The following is a 16801-nucleotide window of genomic DNA, read 5'->3' as shown; positions in this document are numbered from 1 at the left end:
TCGCTCAAGGTGACTACTAGCTTAAAGATACTTCTAGCTTAAAGATACTTCTAGCCTAAGGCGAGTGCTCACTTCAGCTTGCATCTTGGCTATCTGTCTAGTTGCATGCAATTCATCGCAACAATCGGCGGTCTTAACTACTGGTTGGTTTGAGACTGGATATCAAGCTAGCTAAGGTCGAGTATTCCGCTGGGACGGTTAGCGGTAATTGAAGATTTTGCTGGGCGGCGTGAAAGTAATGTTTGCGTCTAATTTGAGTGGTTTTATGTTGGTGCTTGAGGTGTTTTTGCCTATTGCTCTGTCGCATCAGTTTGCTTCCTCATGCTCAATAACTTGATTTATAAAATTTTTACCTTGTTGCTTGCCCTAAAGCCTCACAATAAAGTAACTTCAGCTAAGTTGCGTTTACGCATGTGGCACGGAGTATATCATGAAAAAAGTTAATCTGGTGTTTGGCACTGTGTATGGTAGCGCACAATTTACCGCCGAAACCTTAGAAAAAGCGCTGACAGAACTCGGTTATGACGCCAAATTGTGGCAACCGAATGAAATTAGCCAATTTACGCCGCCACAGGATGAGTTGTTAGTGGTAGTGACCTCGACCACTGGGCAAGGGGATTTACCCGACGATATTCAGCCTTGGTATTATCATCTTAAGGAGACGGCGCCTTATCTGCCCGAGCTGAAATACAGCGTAATCGCACTTGGTGATTCGAGTTACGATACCTTTTGCGGTGCGGGTAAATCGGTAGATGAATTGCTCAGCGAGTTAGGCGCTAAACCCGTTGTGGCGCGTCTAGAAATTGATGCCTGTGAAACCATGGAACCCGAGGTCGAAGCGATAAAATGGCTGGAAAGCTGGAATCAAATCGTCAAATCCGAACGCGCCGCTTAGGTCATTTCGTTACTCAGCAGTGGTTTAAATTTGCCCAGCGCTTAAGTCAGGCGCTGTTAATTCCGATCGCGATTTTACCCGCAGCGGGTGTGATGCTGGGCTTAACCGTGAGTCCCATCCCTTTTATGCCCGAGGTGCTAACCGTATTAATGCTGGCGGTTGGTAAGCTGATTTTCGCCATCATGCCCATTTTGTTCGCGGTGGCGGTGGCGATAGGGTTCTGCCGCGATCAGGGCATCGCCGCTTTTACTGCCGTATTTGGTTATGGGGTGATGACGGCCACCTTAGCCGCATTAGCGGATCTCTACCAGCTGCCGACCCAATTACTACTCGGCATGGAAACCTTAGATACTGGGATAGCCGGCGGCATGTTGATTGGTGGTGTGACTTGCTTTGCCGTGCGCTGGAGCCAATATATTCGTCTGCCAGCGATTTTCTCCTTTTTCGAGGGACGGCGCAGCGCCTCTTTATTGATCATTCCGTTGGCGATGGGCTTAGGTTATATCCTTGCCCATGTGTGGCCGCCGTTATCTCTGCTCATCGAGAGGGTGTCCGACTGGGCGGTTTACCAAAAACCGGCCATTGCCTTTGGGGTCTATGGCGCGCTCGAACGTTTACTCATACCCCTCGGTTTACATCATATCTGGAATGCGCCTTTTTATTTAGAAGTCGGCCAATACCAGTTACAGAATTCGGAAGTGGTTCGGGGGGAAGTTGCGCGTTATTTAGCGGGCGATCCGCAGGCGGGGAATTTAGCGGGCGGTTATTTGATTAAAATGTGGGGACTTCCCGCAGCTGCACTGGCTATTTGGCGCTGCGCCGATCCCTCGGAGCGTAATCGGGTCGCGGGTATTATGCTTTCCGCGGCGGCGGCCAGTTGGCTGACCGGAGTCACAGAGCCTATCGAGTTCGCCTTTATGTTTGTGGCGCCTTTTTTGTTTCTTATCCATGTGCTGCTGTCGGGGCTGGCATATTTTGTCTGCATCATGCTCGATATTCACCACAGTATTGTGTTTTCCCATGGGCTGGTGGATTTCACACTGCTGTTTTCGCTGTCGCGCAATACGGGCTGGTTTGTATTCTTAGGGCCGCTGACGGCGGTGACTTATTACCTGTTGTTTAGGGGCAGTATTCTGGCATTTAATTTAAAGACGCCAGGACGACTCGAACCCGATGAACCCCATGGCGCCAAAGAGAGTTTAAGAGCCATCATTGCGGCATTGGGCGGTCGCGAGAATATTGTCGAGCTCAATGCTTGTCTCACCCGTTTACGCTTGAGTGTTCACAGCCCAGAACTCGTCAATAAAGTGCGACTCAGCCAGCTCGGTGCTAAGGGCGTGATTGTGATGGGCAAAGGCGTACAAGTGGTGTATGGCACCAAAGCCGAAACCCTACGCAAAGTCTTGCAGCGTTATTTAGATACTCGGCGCTGATATTGCATCTTGTTGAAATTAATCGCTGCTTTATTGTGTTTAATAAAGTTAACTCACAACAAATTCACTTTTTATCACAAAAAATAAGCTTTTCATGCTGTGTGAGTGGATTGGCTATGGCACACTCGAATGAGGGACCATAGAGGAGATCAGATTTTGCAGTCACAGCATGAAATAGTATCGAACGCACAACCCGCCTTAGCACGTAAAATCCTGATGACAGATTGCGCCGATGCCCAAGGGCTAATCGCCAAAATCACCAGTGTTTGCTTTAATCATCAGCTTAACATCATTAAAAACAGTGAGTTTGTGGATAATGCTCAGGGGCGATTTTTTATGCGTACTGAGCTCGAAGGGCACTTTAATAGCGAGCAATTACTGCAGGACCTGCGTGAGGTGTTACCCGCCCAAAATCATATGACCTTGGTCAGCGCGGGCAAGAAGCGCATCGTCGTATTAGTCACGAAAGAGGCCCATTGTTTGGGCGATTTGCTGATGAAGGCCTACTATGGCGGCTTGAATGTTGAGATAGCAGCCGTGGTGGGCAACCATGATGTGTTAAGGGAATTGGTTGAAAAATTTGATATTCCTTTTCACCTCGTGAGTCACGAAGGGCTCGACAGAATTCAGCATGAGCAGGCGTTATTGGCCGCTGTGTCGCAATATGCGCCCGATTATCTGGTGCTCGCTAAATATATGCGAGTGCTGACGCCGGATTTCGTTGCCGAATATCCAAACCGTATCATCAATATCCATCATTCGTTCTTACCCGCATTTATCGGTGCCGCACCTTACCGCCAAGCATGGGAGCGAGGGGTAAAAATCATCGGTGCGACAGCGCATTTTGTGAATAATTGCCTCGATGAAGGGCCGATCATTAAGCAGGACGTGATCCCCGTCGATCACAGTTACAGCGCGCTTGAAATGGCCAAAGCGGGGCGTGATGTCGAAAAAAGCGTTCTCAGTAAGGCGTTACAACTCGTGCTAAATGAGCAAGTGGTGGTTTACGGCAATAAAACCATAGTGTTTTAACATCAGTTAAAAGTGACAGGCAAGTAGGCTTTAACTGCTTGTCTGTTAAGACTTTAGGATTAAGCCAAGGCACTGCGCTTGCTATCAGTATGTTTAATTGCAATATTTAAGGCATGATCATCTAGTAACATGACACTTTGAAATGTATGCCATTCAAAGTGTATTACTCATGGAAGGGGTGTTTGATGTCTATGAGCCGTAGTCTCATTATTGGAATTAAAGACCTGCCTGAGGATTTACCTCTTTCTTGGGCACGGCTTGACCGCCAGTTTCGAGTGCAGTGCATGAGCCGGGCATTTTACGAAAGGTGCCAACGTTCGGCTGCGCAAATCATCAATCAACCCATCTGCCAGTTATTCGATGAGTTTAATGCCAAACTTTGCGGCGATATACTTCAACGCACTGATAACTACATCGGGCTGGTGCTGAGGGATAATCAGGGCAGGCGAGTGCATTTTGCCCTATATGTTATTCCTGAGCTGGGATGGCAACTTATCCTTGCTGATATTAACTATGAAGAATTGCCGATTAAGGGCCTGCATTCCGATTATCGCCGGGCTATCCAAGCGAGTGATGCTTGGTTACAACATATTGACGATGTGATCCAATCGCCGCAGGAAGAGGTGTTTAAAGTGGCGGTCGCCAAGGCGATTGCGTTGATGGACAGTCAGTATGGCTTTATCCTGCTGCATAATGATAAATCCAAGTTCCTCACCTTAGCGGCCCGCTCTCACTATCCTGCGCCTAAGGTTAACCAAGCCGAGTTTGTGGAGGAAAACACCCAAGCCTCTGAGCTTGAAAGCCAGCTCTGGCAAGAATGCGTCAAAGACTACAAACCCATTATTCAGAATAAGTTAGAGAGCAATCGCTCCGATAATCTCCTGTTTGACCGCTTACTGCTGGGCGAGCGCTATCTCGCAGTGCCTATGATTTTCCATAATCGCTTAGTGGGGATAGTGTGTGTGGTGGGGCGCGATGAGCCCTATAGCCGTAACGATGCTCGTTCCTTATTGACCTTTGCCAGTATTTTGTGGCACTCGATTGAGCTTCCACGAAGTTTAAGGGCGGTGTCTCGCCAGTCCAAAATCATCAAGGCGCAAAAAGAGCAGTTATCCCAATCTTTAACTCAGCTTATCAGCGCGATTTCTGAGGCGTTAGAACTTAAGGATGCCTATACCGCAGGGCACCAAAAGTCGGTGGCACAATTAAGCTACTTGATTGGTGAGAAACTCGGACTTGAGCCGCAGCGTTTAGAGGGGCTAAAAATCGGCGCACTGGTGCACGATATTGGTAAGCTTGCGATACCGTCGCAGATTTTGACTAAGCCTTCCAAATTATCCAAAGAAGAGTACGCATTAATCCAAACCCATCCGTTGCATGGGGCAGAGATTGTTGAGGATGTGGAGTTCCCATGGCCGATTAAGCAGATGATTTTGCAGCATCATGAGCGACTCGATGGTTCGGGTTATCCCTTAGGTTTGAAGGATAAAGCGATTCTTTATGAGGCTAAGATCATTGCCGTTGCCGATGTGGCTGACTCCATCCTATCTCACCGTCCTTACCGTCCCTCTTTGGGACTCGCTAAAATGACCGAGGTCTTAAAGGCGGGCAGAGGCACTTTATTCGACTCTGAAATCGTCGATACTTGCCTCGAGATTTTAATCAATCGTGAACTGAGTATTAGTGACCATATCGGTTCAGCGGTATTGGATCCTGTGGTGTCTGTGACCCTAGACCACGAACTTGCCGATATTAAACGCTTATTAACCGCGGCCCATGCTAAAGTGGCCGTGGTGCTCAATGAGCATCATAAGATCATCGGTGTGATCACTCAGCGTTTACTCGATTATTGGCTCAGCCCTCTGATTGGTACGGCGGCGGAGCGAGAACATGACAGGGCGTTCCTGCGTAAAAAAGCCCATCAAATCATGGAGCACTCGGTGCCTTTGATTAGCGATGTCGCCACTTCAGAAGATGCATTGCAGCTGCTGAATCAAATGGATACTGAGTTTTTGGTCGTGGTGAATAAAGCGCAGCATGCGATAGGGATTATTGGCTGGCGAACCATTGCTATGGCCAATAAGGAGCGCCAAGAGGTTGAGCGTTTAATTTAACATGTTTAAGCCTAAGTATTTATGGCAATAAAAAGGCGTCAGTTAGACGCCCTAATATTGGCAATCGTATTGAGTTAAAAATTAACGGCATAAACCTCATCCACTGGATTTTGTGCGATATCTTTAATCGTCACGGTACCTTGTACATAACGGCCTATGCGTTTGGCGGTTTTGTCGGCGCCTTGGCTGAGGGCGAACTGATGGAAGCTTTCGCCGTTACAGACTAAGCGGGGGAATATTCGGCCTTGGTTGATGCGATATTCCTGCATAGTGTTGCTAAACGAGATCAGGTTATTACTGGCTCCAGCCTTACAAACCGCCACTAAGGTATTTTCTAACTGAGGGTCCATGGCGGCAAAAGCGTTTGAGCCCATTCCTAAGGTGCAGAGTAGGGCGACTCCGCCCAATTTTACCAATGTTGATTTCATCTTTAGCTCCTTGTCGGGTGAGTAGACACTTTGAGTAAAGTCTGTTTTTGCGGGCCTTGCAGAGGGATTTGGCCACAGAAGTGTATCTAAATGTGGGGTTGGGAACAGAGTGTTTCTCTGTGTAACTTGATGTGTCTTTGAGCCCATAGGGCGTGCTTTTTCCATAAAAAATGCCAAGCACTAGCTTGGCATTTTGGTATTGTGTACAGCGTGAATTTCGCTTAATCGACGATACGTAACAGTTCGTTGATACCCACTTTGCCGCGGGTTTTCGCATCCACTTTTTTCACAATGATGGCAGCGTATAGGCTGTATTTACCGCAAGCCGATGGCAGGTTACCCGATACCACGACTGAGCCAGCTGGTACACGGCCGTAGTGAATTTCGCCCGTTTCACGGTCATAAATACGGGTACTTTGGCCGATATAAACGCCCATGGAAATCACTGAGCCTTCTTCAACCACAACGCCTTCAACGATTTCTGAGCGTGCGCCGATAAAGCAGTTGTCTTCGATAATGGTAGGGCCCGCTTGCAGCGGCTCGAGTACGCCACCGATGCCAACACCGCCAGATAAGTGCACGTTCTTACCGATTTGCGCACATGAGCCAACGGTGGCCCAAGTGTCAACCATAGTGCCTTCGTCAACGTAGGCACCTAGGTTCACGTAAGAGGGCATCAATACAGTGTTTTTACCGATAAAAGAGCCCTTACGTACGGTTGCCGATGGCACCACACGAATGGCTTCGGCTTTAAAGCGGGCTTCGTCATATTCGGCGAACTTTAACGGTACTTTATCGAAATATTTGGTTTCGGCACCATCGATAACGGCGTTATCGAAAATACGGAATGACAGTAATACCGCCTTCTTCAACCATTGATGTACATGCCATTGGCCATCGATTTTCTCGGCGACGCGTAGTTCACCTTTATCGAGCATATTGATGACATTTTGCACATCGTTACGCACGCTGGCGTCAACAGTGCTTGGTGTGATGTCGGCACGCGCTTCAAATGCGGCCTCAATACGTTGGCGTAAAGCCTCCATTTACTTCTCCCGTTTTGGTTAATTGGTTGACTCTGTGTTGATGGCGCTCAGCGCGCTAATCAAGGCTTCCTTGAGCGTATTCTCTTGGGTTTCATTGAGTTGCAAGCCATCATTGGTTTGCAAAATAAAAAAGTCTTCTGCTCGCTCACCAATAGTGGTGATCTTGGCGGCCAGCAAGGTGGTGTTGCAGCGATAAAAAATATCGCCCACTTTAGCTAATAATCCCGGCGTATCCAAGGCGATAAGTTCCATCATACTTGTACCATGACGGTTGCTCTCAAGGAAACTCACCTGAGTGGGAACATTAAAAGGTTTCATCTTGCGTGACAGTTTTCTAAAACGCGGCAGCTTAGGATTATCACTCGCAAGCGCCTTTTCAAGGGCCTTACGGATACTCTGAATGCGTGAGAGCTGGCTCACTGGCGTGCCGTCTTGCTCGAGGATAACGAAGGTGTCTAGGGCGTAATTATCCTTCGATGTCATAATGTTAGCGTCGTGGACGTTGATGTTTTTATTATCGAGCACCGCCATCACAGTCGCGAACAGCTTAGGCCTGTCCCGACAGTAGACAAAGAGTTCGGTGCCGCCGCGCGTCGTGTGCTTAGACACCAGCACTAGCGGCTCATCCAACTGTTTATGCTTAAGGATGGCTTCGGCATGCCAAGCAACCTGATTTGGCTGGTGTCGCAAAAAATAGTCGGCCTTAAAGCGTTGCCAGAGAGTATCTAACTCTTTTTCTTTTACGCCACGGCGCAGCAACTCTTTCTTGGCTTTAGCTTGGTATTCTCGTACCCGCGCGCGGATATCGACGGGTTTTTCTTTCCCCCGCGCCAGTACCCTTTGGGTGGAAAAATATAAGTCGCGTAGCAGTGAGCCTTTCCAGTTGTTCCAGGTCTTCTCGTTGGTGGCGCAGATATCGGCGACGGTTAAGCAATATAAATAACTTAAATGCACCGCATCGCGCACCTTGCTGGCAAAGTCGGCCACCACATCGGGATCGGAAATATCGCGGCGCTGAGCGGTTACCGACATCACTAAGTGATTTTCGACCAGCCAAGCGACTAAGCGGCCATCGTGGTCGTTCAAGCCATGGAGCTTACAGAAGGCGAGGGCATCGCTCGAGCCAAGCTTGCTGTGATCGCCGCCGCGGCCCTTGGCGATATCATGGAAAATCGCGCCGAGAACTAACAAGCCTTTTTTCGGTAACTGATTGATAAGCACTGAGCCTAAAGGAAACTCTTCCTTCTGCTCCGGCTGAGAGAAGCGCTCGATATTGAGCAGCAATCTGTGGGTGTGTTCATCTACAGTGTAGGCGTGGAACAGGTCAAACTGCATTTGGCCTTCGATATTGCGCCATGCGGGCAAATAGGCCGACAGCACCCCGTGTTTATGCATCAGCGATAAGGCCGCGATGCCACGTGGATGCTTTAAGATTTCCATAAAAGCTTGGCGGCACTGCGGATTTTCCTGCAAGGGTTGCTGCTGTGCCCGGCGTGCGCGTCTTAGCGATCTCAGTGTCGGCGCATAAATGCCTTTGATATTGGAGTTTTTAGCGACATGGACAAAGAGGCGTACAATTTCTTCGCCGCTATCGAATAAATCATCCCTTAGTGCCTCGATAAAGGCACCGCGACGTTGATAGTTATTGTCAATTGCTTGAATTTCTAAGGCCTTGGTTTGGCCCAGTGTCGCCCGCTTAAACAGTTGCAGCAACATTTCGTTCAGCTCCATCACCCGGCGCACCGTGCGATAGTAGCGTTTCATCATCTGCTCAACGGCAAGTTGGGTGGCGTCCTCATAACCCATGAGCTCGGCCACTTGGCGCTGGACATCGAACAGCAGGCGATTTTCATCGCGCCCGACCGCCATATGCAGGGCAAAACGCAGCTTCCACAGAAAATGCTGACACTCGAGCAGCTCTTCTAATTCGGCGGGTTCTAAAAATTCATATTGCACCAGTTCTTCTAAGCGTGAGGCGCCAAAATGGCGCATGGCAACCCAGGCGATGGTTTGAATGTCCCGCAGGCCGCCGGGGCAACTTTTGATGTTGGGCTCAAGATCGAAGGCGCTCGCCTTGACATGGCGGGCCGTTTGTTCATCACGTTTGGCGATAAAGAACTGGCTCGACGTCCAAAAGTCGCTCTGACGGATGGCGTCATAGAGCTGATCGAACAGGGTTTCTGGGCCCCTGAGCAACCTTGCTTCAAGCAGATTAGTGGCGATGGTAATGTCTTCTCGACCCAGATTTAGAGTATCGCTGAGGGTGCGAACACTGTGGCCAATCTCAAGGCTGGCGTCCCATAAAAAGGCGATAAATTCGCTGAGCGCGGTTTCGGCCGCCTTTGATAACTCACCTTCAAACAGGAATAATAAATCGACATCCGAGTGTGGATGTAACTCACCGCGACCATAGCCGCCAACGGCAATCAGGGCGATGGGATATTGGTCCAGACCGTGCTGTTGCCAGGCCTGTTTGACGAGGGTATCGACGAACTGACAGCGCTGCGTCACTAGCTCTTCAATCGGGTTTTTGGCCTTGAATCTAGCTAAAAGTGTTTGATTCTGTTCGATTAATGATTGTTTAGCTAGCAGAGCTGTATTCATCGAGTCCCTTGTTTGGATGAGTTAGGTGTTCAGTAATCCTCTGAATCCTAACGTACTAAGTATGTCGCTTAGTGATTAATGATACTCGGGAAGTCTTCCTCATCACGCAGAGTCAGGACTTCTACACCGGTTTCGGTCACTAATAATGTGTGTTCCCATTGGGCTGAGTTTTTACCATCGGAGGTGGTGACAGTCCACTTATCGTCACGGTCTAACACTGTGGTGTGGCGACCGGCGTTGATCATCGGCTCAATGGTAAAACACATGCCTGGGCGTAAAATGGTGTTATCGCCATTACGGTAGTGCATGACTTGCGGCTCTTCATGGAAACCGGCACCAATACCGTGACCACAATAATCTTGCACGATGGAATATTTCTCAAGACCTGTTTTGCTGGCTTTGATGAATTTTTCGATAGTATTGCCGATTTCTCCCAGTTTTAACCCCGGGCGAACCTTACGAATGGCGAGGTATAAACTCTCCTGCGCGATACGGCACAGGCGTTTGTCCTTAGGGCTGACTTCACCGATTAAGAACATTTTAGAGGTATCGCCGTGGTAACCGTCTTTGATGACTGTGATATCGATATTGAGAATATCGCCATCCTTGAGAACGCGGTCACTTGGAATACCATGGCAAATCACGTTGTTTAGCGAAGTACAAATCGACTTAGGAAAACCATGGTAGTTGAGCGGGGCAGAAATCGCGCCTTGCTCTTCGGTATATTTGGCGCAGATATCGTTGAGTTCATTAGTGCTCACGCCGGCCTTAACATAGGGGGCGATCATTTCTAATACTTGTGCGGCCAGCTTACCCGCTGCGCGCATTTTCTCGATTTCTTCTGCTGTCTTAATGACTATACTCATTGCGTTTTCTCTTGTGTCTTCGATGTCTATTGGCGCCATCCACCCGATGCAAAAATTTGTGCTTTAGGGCTATTTATGGTATAAAGCGCGCCGTTATGTTTAAGTCTTGCAGGTTGTTTAAGGTTAGCTTTTGCTTATCTTAACCCAAGGCAAGACTAAAGATGGCGGCCATTATACATGGCAATTTATCTAAATACTAAATCACACACGTGTCGACACATTCTTCGGGGTGCCCTCAGCTGTTAACTGCGGGGTCGAAGACATGGGATACGTGGAGGTCTAACCCCCTAAATTTTAAGGTAATAGAAATGACTACAGTTTCAATGCGCGATATGCTCCAGGCCGGTGTCCACTTCGGTCACCAAACCCGTTACTGGAACCCAAAAATGAAGCCATTCATTTTCGGTGCTCGCAACGGCGTTCACATCATCAACCTAGAGCATACTGTGCCAATGTTCAATGAAGCACTGGCTTTCATCAGCAACGTTGCTTCAAAGAAAGGTAAAGTATTATTCGTTGGTACTAAACGTGCTGCTGGCGAAGCGATCAAAGAAGCTGCTATTTCTTGCGATCAGTACTACGTTGATCACCGCTGGTTAGGCGGTATGCTGACTAACTGGAAAACCGTTCGTCAGTCAATCAAGCGTCTGAAAGAACTGGAAAGCCAATCAGTAGACGGTACTTTCGACAAGCTGACCAAGAAAGAAGCGCTGATGCGTACTCGTGAGCTTGAAAAGCTGGAAAAATCTTTAGGCGGTATTAAGAACATGGGCGGCCTGCCAGACGTATTATTCGTTATCGGCGCTGACCACGAGCATATCGCTATTAAAGAAGCTAACAACCTGGGTATCCCTGTTGTTGCAGTTGTTGATACTAACTCTGCTCCAGACGGTGTTAACTACATCGTTCCTGGTAACGACGACGCAATGCGCGCTATTCGCCTGTACACTACTTCTGTTGCTGCAGCTGCTAACGCTGGCCGTGGTCAAGATTTAGCTGTTCAAGCTGAGCAAGACGGTTTCGTAGAAGCCGAATAATAATAAGGCGGGATGAGTCTCATCACCCTTATTAACCAAGATTTTGATTGGTTAACAGGGGCCATTCGGCCCCTGTTTTATATCTGCAAATTAGTCGAATTTTTAGAGAGGATTTAACAATGGCAATTTCTGCTGCCCAAGTTAAAGAACTGCGCGAGCGTACTGGCGCAGGCATGATGGATTGTAAAAAAGCGTTAGAAGAAACCAACGGCGACATGGAGTTAGCAATTGACAACATGCGTAAGTCTGGTGCTGCTAAAGCTGCTAAGAAAGCAGGTAACATCGCTGCTGACGGTACTATCCTGATCAAAAACGGTGAAGGTTTCGCAGTACTGTTAGAAGTAAACTGCCAAACTGACTTCGTTGCTAAAGATGCGAACTTCTTAGGTTTTGCTAACGCTGTTTTAGACGTTGCTGCAGCGTCTAAAGTGTCTTTAGAAGACTTAAAAGCCCAATTCGAAGAAGCCCGTGTTGCTCTGGTTGCTAAAATCGGTGAAAACATCAACGTTCGTCGCGTTGAGTACATCGACGGCACTCAATTAGCTTCCTACCGTCACGGTGAGCGTATTGGTGTTGTTGTAACGGGTGAAGCGGATGAGGAAACTCTGAAGCACTTAGCAATGCACGTTGCTGCTTCTAAGCCAGAATACGTTAACCCAGAAGACGTTCCAGCTGACGTAGTCGCTCGTGAACAAGCTCTGCAAATCGAAATCTCTATGAATGAAGGCAAACCTGCTGAAATCGCAGAGAAAATGGTTGTTGGTCGTATGAAGAAGTTCACCGGTGAGATCTCTCTGACTGGTCAAGCTTACATCATGGAACCAAAGAAAACTGTTGGCGAATTCTTGAAAGAGAAAGGCGCTAAAGTCACTAACTTCATTCGTTTAGAAGTGGGTGAAGGTATTGAGAAGAAAGAAGAAGATTTCGCAGCTGAAGTTGCTGCTCAAATCGCCGCTTCTAAAAAGGCTTAATCGCCAACGCTAAATACCCCCAAGACCGCAGCAATGGCTGCGGTCTTGTTATGACCAGGATATAAAAATTATGAGCACCAATCCAAAACCTGCATTTAGACGCATTCTTCTAAAATTAAGTGGCGAAGCACTGATGGGCGACGAAGGCTTCGGCATCGACCCTAAAGTGTTAGATCGCATGGCTCAAGAAGTGAAAGAGCTTGTAGAGTTAGGCATTCAGGTGGGTGTGGTCATTGGTGGTGGTAATCTATTTCGCGGTGAAGGCCTGGCAAAAGCTGGCATGAACCGTGTGGTGGGCGATCACATGGGTATGCTGGCAACGGTTATGAACGGCTTGGCCATGCGTGATGCCCTGCACCGTGCCTATGTTAATGCTCGTCTGATGTCGGCAATCCCGTTAAAAGGGGTGTGTGACGACTACAATTGGGCTGAGGCTATCAGCTTATTAAAATCAGGCCGTGTAGTGATTTTTGCTGCGGGTACTGGTAACCCATTCTGCACTACCGATTCTGCTGCTTGCTTACGCGGCATTGAAATCGAAGCAGAAGTCGTGCTAAAAGGCACTAAAGTTGACGGCGTTTATTCTGACGACCCGATGAAAAATCCAGAAGCAGTGAAGTACGATGAATTATCGTACACTGAAGTACTGGACAAAGAATTAAAAGTAATGGACTTAGCAGCCTTTACGATGGCGCGTGATCATGACATGCCAATCCTAGTATTCAACATGAACAAACCTGGTGCACTGCGCCGCGTGGTCATGGGTGAAGAAGAAGGCACATTGATCAAAGCGAAATAAGTTATTTAATGACCAAGAAGGACATTTAACGTGATTGCAGATATTAAAAAAGATGCTCAAGAGCGCATGGGTAAATGCGTAGAAGCGACTAAGAACCAAATGGCGAAAGTACGTACTGGTCGTGCACACCCAAGCTTACTGGACTCTATTCAAGTGTCTTACTACGGCACTATGACCCCGCTGAACCAAGTGGCTAACGTGGGTATTGAAGATGCGCGCACCCTGTCTGTGACTGTGTTCGACCGTAGTGCAATCCAAGCGGTTGAGAAAGCTATCATGAGCTCAGACCTTGGCTTAAACCCAATGTCAGCGGGCGCAACCTTACGTATTCCATTGCCCGCACTGACTGAAGAACGTCGTAAAGACTTCATCAAAGTGGTTCGTGCAGAAGCCGAAGGCGGCCGTGTGGCGATTCGTAACGTTCGCCGTGACGCGATTTCTGAAGTGAAGAAGCTCGAAAAAGCCAAAGAATGTACTGAAGATGATGTTCGCCGCTTTGAAGACGAAGTGCAAAAGTTCACCGATGCTCACATTAAGAAGGTCGATGAGATTTTAGCGGCCAAAGAAATTGAGTTGATGGAAGTCTAATCTCAGGCGCTATAAGCTAGAGTTGCTACGCCGTGTAGGGGTATACTACACGGCGTTTGTCTATTTTAAAGGGTTGTAATAGATGTCATCCACAGTGGAATTTGATCCGCAATCTAGGTCGACTGAGCAGGATGCTTGTGCTCAGACAAGCTTACCGGAGGTATTACCCGAACTCGTAAAACAGTCATTACCTAAACATGTTGCGATTATTATGGATGGTAATGGACGTTGGGCCCAAACCCAGGGCAAACCACGAGTGATGGGGCATAAAGCCGGCGTAAAGGCGGTGAGACGTGCGGTGAGTGCTGCCAGTCAGTTAGGGATACAATCGCTGACGCTATTTGCGTTTTCCAGCGAGAATTGGCGTAGACCCGATAAAGAAGTCAGCTTGCTGATGGAATTGTTTTTTACCGTGTTACAACGGGAAATTAAGTTACTCGATAAGAACCAAGTCAGATTGAATATCATCGGCGATATCAGCCGTTTTTCTGCGCGTTTACAAAAACAAATTCGTGCCGCAGAAGAAAAAACTGCAGGCAATAGTGGATTGATATTGAATGTAGCGGCCAATTACGGTGGCCGTTGGGACATACTGCAAGCAGCGCAAAAGTTAGCTGAAAAGGTGGAAAATGGCGAAATGACCAGCAGTCAGTTCACCGAAGAAGCCCTGAGTGAACATTTGTGCATGCAAAATCAGAGTGAAGTTGATTTAATGATCCGTACGGGTGGGGATTACCGGATCAGCAATTTTGTGCTCTGGCAGGCTGCCTATGCTGAATTGGTGTTTATGGACACCCTTTGGCCTGATTTCGATGAACAGGCTTTTCATGAAGCGATTGCCACTTTTGCCAGTCGCCAGCGCCGTTTTGGTTTGACCGGAAGTCAAATTGATGAGATGCGCGCATTGTAAAACGTCATGAGGGATTTTTTTTGCTAAAACAACGTATAATAACAGCAATTTGGTTAATTCCATTAGTTTTGGGAGCGATCTTTTTACTCCCCGTAGAGTACTTTGCTTGGGCCTTAGTGGCCGTGTTTCTGATCGCCGCTAAGGAGTGGGGCAGGATCATCGATAGTCAATGTGATGTCACTCAATGGAGTTTTACTTGCACCGTCGGTATTTTACTTATCGCGTTGAATTTAATTGTTCCCGCCGACACCATTTGGCTTAGGGGACAAATTCATCCTATTTATCTTGCCGTGATGGCCATTGGTGCACTGTGGTGGATAGTGTCGCTGCTGTTGGTGGTGACTTATCCTAAGAGCGCTAAACTCTGGCAAAAGAATCCGATGCTAAAGTCCATGTTTGGACAACTCACTTTAGTGCCTTGTTTTGTGGCGCTGATTGCACTCAAATCCATTAGCTCGCAAATATCGCCTTACTATGGCGCGTCATTGGTATTACTGGTGATGCTGATTGTTTGGGCGGCGGATTCGGGCGCGTATTTTGTCGGTAAAGCGGTTGGCAAGACTAAGCTGATGCCTGCGGTGAGCCCAGCCAAAACCTTAGAAGGGTTACTGGGCGGCCTGATGACGACACTGATTGTGGTCGCGGGTGTTATGTATATTTCGCCTGAGCAGGAATTAGGTTTAGTGGTCGCGGTCACTATTTTCGTGGCGCTGATTTCGGCGCTTGGCGATTTATCCGAGAGTATGTTTAAGCGTGCCGCCTGCATCAAAGACTCGGGCACGATTCTGCCTGGGCATGGTGGCGTGCTCGATCGCATCGACAGCCTCACTGCGGCCTTGCCGGTGTTTACCTTAATCTACATTGCATTTTGGATGTAACGCTATGCAAAATATGGTGATTTTGGGCGCAACTGGGTCGATTGGTGCCAGCACTTTAAGTGTGATTTCGGCTAATCCCGATGCCTATCGTGTTTACGCTTTAGTGGCGAATGCGAGTGTCGATAAGATGCTCGCCCTGTGTGTAACCCATCGCCCCCAAGTCGCCCATATGGTCGATAGTCAGGCCGCATTAGCGCTACAAGCTAAGCTTCCTCCTGAGCTTAATATCCAAGTCAGTAGCGGTGAGGATGAACTCATCGCCTTAGTCACAGCCACTGAGGTGGATACTGTGATGGCCGCTATCGTCGGCGCGGCGGGGCTAGTGCCCACCTTAGCCGCTGTTAAGGCGGGTAAGCGGGTATTGCTTGCCAATAAAGAAGCCTTGGTGATGTCAGGTGAACTCTTTATCGAGGCTACGAAAGCATCTGGCGCCACTTTGTTGCCGGTCGATAGTGAGCACAATGCGATTTTCCAATGCTTACCCGAAGAGGTGCAGGCTAATTTAGGCCGCTGTGACTTAGCCGCATCGGGTATTTCCCATATTTTACTGACAGGCTCTGGCGGCCCCTTTTTAACCGCTGAGCTTGCCAGCCTTGCGTCGATGACGCCAGCGCAAGCCTGTAAACATCCAAACTGGTCGATGGGCCCGAAAATTTCAGTCGACTCCGCCACTATGATGAATAAGGGCTTGGAGTTTATTGAAGCGCGCTGGTTGTTTAATACCCAGAAAGACCAATTAAAGGTGGTTATTCATCCGCAGAGCGTTATCCATTCGATGGTGCAATACCGGGATGGTAGCGTGATCGCGCAAATGGGCAACCCGGATATGCGTACACCGATTGCACATTGTATGTCCTATCCACAAAGAATTCGCTCTGGCGTTGAACCTTTGGATTTTTTCAAAGTCGGACAGTTAAGCTTTTGTGAGCCAGACTTTAATCGCTTCCCCTGTTTGGCGTTAGCGATCGCCGCTTGTGCCCAAGGCCAAGAAGCGACTACGGTACTCAATGCCGCCAATGAAATCGCCGTCGAGGCATTTTTACAGGGGCAGATTGGTTTTACCCATATCGCCAAGGTGAATGAAGCTTGTTTATCCTCTGTGCCTAAACGGGCGATGACCAGCATCGATGATATTATCGCCCTCGATGCACAAACGCGGATTTATGCCCGCGAACAGTTAGCAAAATTTGCTTAATCCCT

The 16801-nt window shown here is 48.3% G+C and carries 15 protein-coding genes; 11 read left to right on the top strand and 4 right to left on the bottom strand.

The features are described from left to right. Positions 1-430 precede the first annotated feature (430 nt). The 4 genes from K0H60_RS14215 to K0H60_RS14200 all read left to right on the top strand — a co-directional run bounded on the left by K0H60_RS14215 (position 431) and on the right by K0H60_RS14200 (position 5474). Positions 431-895, top strand: a complete 465-nt coding sequence (locus tag K0H60_RS14215) for a flavodoxin (RefSeq protein ID WP_011623400.1) — start codon at positions 431-433, stop codon at positions 893-895. Then, positions 847-2328, top strand: coding sequence for a PTS transporter subunit EIIC (locus K0H60_RS14210; RefSeq protein WP_220056131.1), 1482 nt, complete (start codon positions 847-849; stop codon positions 2326-2328). The genes K0H60_RS14215 and K0H60_RS14210 overlap by 49 nt, the downstream gene beginning before the upstream one ends. A gap of 216 nt (positions 2329-2544) precedes the next feature. Then, positions 2545-3360, top strand: a complete 816-nt coding sequence (purU, locus tag K0H60_RS14205; protein WP_023267379.1) for a formyltetrahydrofolate deformylase — start codon at positions 2545-2547, stop codon at positions 3358-3360. Positions 3361-3545: 185 nt separating this feature from the next. Then, positions 3546-5474, top strand: a complete 1929-nt coding sequence (locus tag K0H60_RS14200; RefSeq protein ID WP_220056130.1) for an HD domain-containing phosphohydrolase — start codon at positions 3546-3548, stop codon at positions 5472-5474. A 74-nt stretch (positions 5475-5548) separates the two neighbouring features. Here the strand turns inward: K0H60_RS14200 and K0H60_RS14195 are convergent, their stop codons facing one another. From K0H60_RS14195 to map, 4 genes are all read right to left on the bottom strand, one after another. Continuing rightward, the gene (locus K0H60_RS14195; RefSeq protein WP_220056129.1) at positions 5549-5902 is read right to left on the bottom strand and encodes a DUF3718 domain-containing protein; all 354 of its coding nucleotides are present in this window, start codon (positions 5900-5902) and stop codon (positions 5549-5551) included. A 221-nt stretch (positions 5903-6123) separates the two neighbouring features. Then, the gene (gene dapD, locus K0H60_RS14190; protein ID WP_011623395.1) at positions 6124-6948 is read right to left on the bottom strand and encodes a 2,3,4,5-tetrahydropyridine-2,6-dicarboxylate N-succinyltransferase; all 825 of its coding nucleotides are present in this window, start codon (positions 6946-6948) and stop codon (positions 6124-6126) included. Between the two features lie 18 nt (positions 6949-6966). Beyond that, the gene (gene glnD, locus K0H60_RS14185) at positions 6967-9552 is read right to left on the bottom strand and encodes a bifunctional uridylyltransferase/uridylyl-removing protein GlnD (protein WP_220056128.1); all 2586 of its coding nucleotides are present in this window, start codon (positions 9550-9552) and stop codon (positions 6967-6969) included. A 68-nt stretch (positions 9553-9620) separates the two neighbouring features. After that, positions 9621-10418, bottom strand: coding sequence for a type I methionyl aminopeptidase (gene map, locus K0H60_RS14180; protein WP_220056127.1), 798 nt, complete (start codon positions 10416-10418; stop codon positions 9621-9623). 308 nt (positions 10419-10726) lie between these two features. Between map and rpsB the strand changes: the two genes are divergently transcribed. The 7 genes from rpsB (at position 10727) to ispC (ending at position 16796) form a co-directional block, all read left to right on the top strand. Further along, positions 10727-11455, top strand: a complete 729-nt coding sequence (gene rpsB, locus K0H60_RS14175; RefSeq protein ID WP_011071784.1) for a 30S ribosomal protein S2 — start codon at positions 10727-10729, stop codon at positions 11453-11455. 119 nt (positions 11456-11574) lie between these two features. Further along, positions 11575-12426 (top strand): translation elongation factor Ts, encoded by an 852-nt coding sequence (gene tsf / locus K0H60_RS14170; protein WP_011623392.1) that lies wholly within the window; start codon positions 11575-11577, stop codon positions 12424-12426. 70 nt (positions 12427-12496) lie between these two features. After that, positions 12497-13225 carry a UMP kinase gene (gene pyrH, locus K0H60_RS14165; protein WP_011717690.1) on the top strand — a complete coding sequence of 243 codons (729 nt, stop codon included), beginning with the start codon at positions 12497-12499 and terminating at the stop codon, positions 13223-13225. A 30-nt stretch (positions 13226-13255) separates the two neighbouring features. Further along, complete coding sequence (gene frr, locus K0H60_RS14160; RefSeq protein ID WP_011717689.1) at positions 13256-13813, top strand: ribosome recycling factor; 558 nt, start codon at positions 13256-13258, stop codon at positions 13811-13813. A gap of 82 nt (positions 13814-13895) precedes the next feature. After that, positions 13896-14723, top strand: coding sequence for a polyprenyl diphosphate synthase (gene uppS / locus K0H60_RS14155; RefSeq protein ID WP_011623389.1), 828 nt, complete (start codon positions 13896-13898; stop codon positions 14721-14723). A gap of 20 nt (positions 14724-14743) precedes the next feature. After that, on the top strand, positions 14744-15601 hold the full coding sequence (locus K0H60_RS14150; RefSeq protein ID WP_220053488.1) for a phosphatidate cytidylyltransferase: 858 nt from the start codon (positions 14744-14746) through the stop codon (positions 15599-15601). 4 nt (positions 15602-15605) lie between these two features. Further along, positions 15606-16796, top strand: a complete 1191-nt coding sequence (gene ispC / locus K0H60_RS14145) for a 1-deoxy-D-xylulose-5-phosphate reductoisomerase (protein ID WP_220056126.1) — start codon at positions 15606-15608, stop codon at positions 16794-16796. The last annotated feature ends 5 nt before the right edge of the window (positions 16797-16801 follow it).

The sequence above is a fragment of the Shewanella mangrovisoli genome (assembly GCF_019457635.1).
Lineage (GTDB): Bacteria > Pseudomonadota > Gammaproteobacteria > Enterobacterales > Shewanellaceae > Shewanella > Shewanella mangrovisoli.
Note: the sequence above shows the minus strand (reverse complement) of the source record. Positions and strands in the feature narration are given on the sequence as shown.

Excerpts from the sequence above, each read along its gene's own strand:
- uppS (WP_011623389.1), top strand. The coding sequence starts at position 13,896 with ATGTCATCCACAGTGGAATTTGATCCGCAATCTAGGTCGACTGAGCAG.
- rpsB (WP_011071784.1), top strand. The coding sequence starts at position 10,727 with ATGACTACAGTTTCAATGCGCGATATGCTCCAGGCCGGTGTCCACTTC.
- tsf (WP_011623392.1), top strand. The coding sequence starts at position 11,575 with ATGGCAATTTCTGCTGCCCAAGTTAAAGAACTGCGCGAGCGTACTGGC.
- K0H60_RS14215 (WP_011623400.1), top strand. The coding sequence starts at position 431 with ATGAAAAAAGTTAATCTGGTGTTTGGCACTGTGTATGGTAGCGCACAA.
- purU (WP_023267379.1), top strand. The coding sequence starts at position 2,545 with ATGACAGATTGCGCCGATGCCCAAGGGCTAATCGCCAAAATCACCAGT.
- K0H60_RS14195 (WP_220056129.1), bottom strand. The coding sequence starts at position 5,902 with ATGAAATCAACATTGGTAAAATTGGGCGGAGTCGCCCTACTCTGCACC.
- pyrH (WP_011717690.1), top strand. The coding sequence starts at position 12,497 with ATGAGCACCAATCCAAAACCTGCATTTAGACGCATTCTTCTAAAATTA.
- glnD (WP_220056128.1), bottom strand. The coding sequence starts at position 9,552 with ATGAATACAGCTCTGCTAGCTAAACAATCATTAATCGAACAGAATCAA.
- map (WP_220056127.1), bottom strand. The coding sequence starts at position 10,418 with ATGAGTATAGTCATTAAGACAGCAGAAGAAATCGAGAAAATGCGCGCA.
- K0H60_RS14210 (WP_220056131.1), top strand. The coding sequence starts at position 847 with ATGGCTGGAAAGCTGGAATCAAATCGTCAAATCCGAACGCGCCGCTTA.
- K0H60_RS14200 (WP_220056130.1), top strand. The coding sequence starts at position 3,546 with ATGTCTATGAGCCGTAGTCTCATTATTGGAATTAAAGACCTGCCTGAG.
- ispC (WP_220056126.1), top strand. The coding sequence starts at position 15,606 with ATGCAAAATATGGTGATTTTGGGCGCAACTGGGTCGATTGGTGCCAGC.
- dapD (WP_011623395.1), bottom strand. The coding sequence starts at position 6,948 with ATGGAGGCTTTACGCCAACGTATTGAGGCCGCATTTGAAGCGCGTGCC.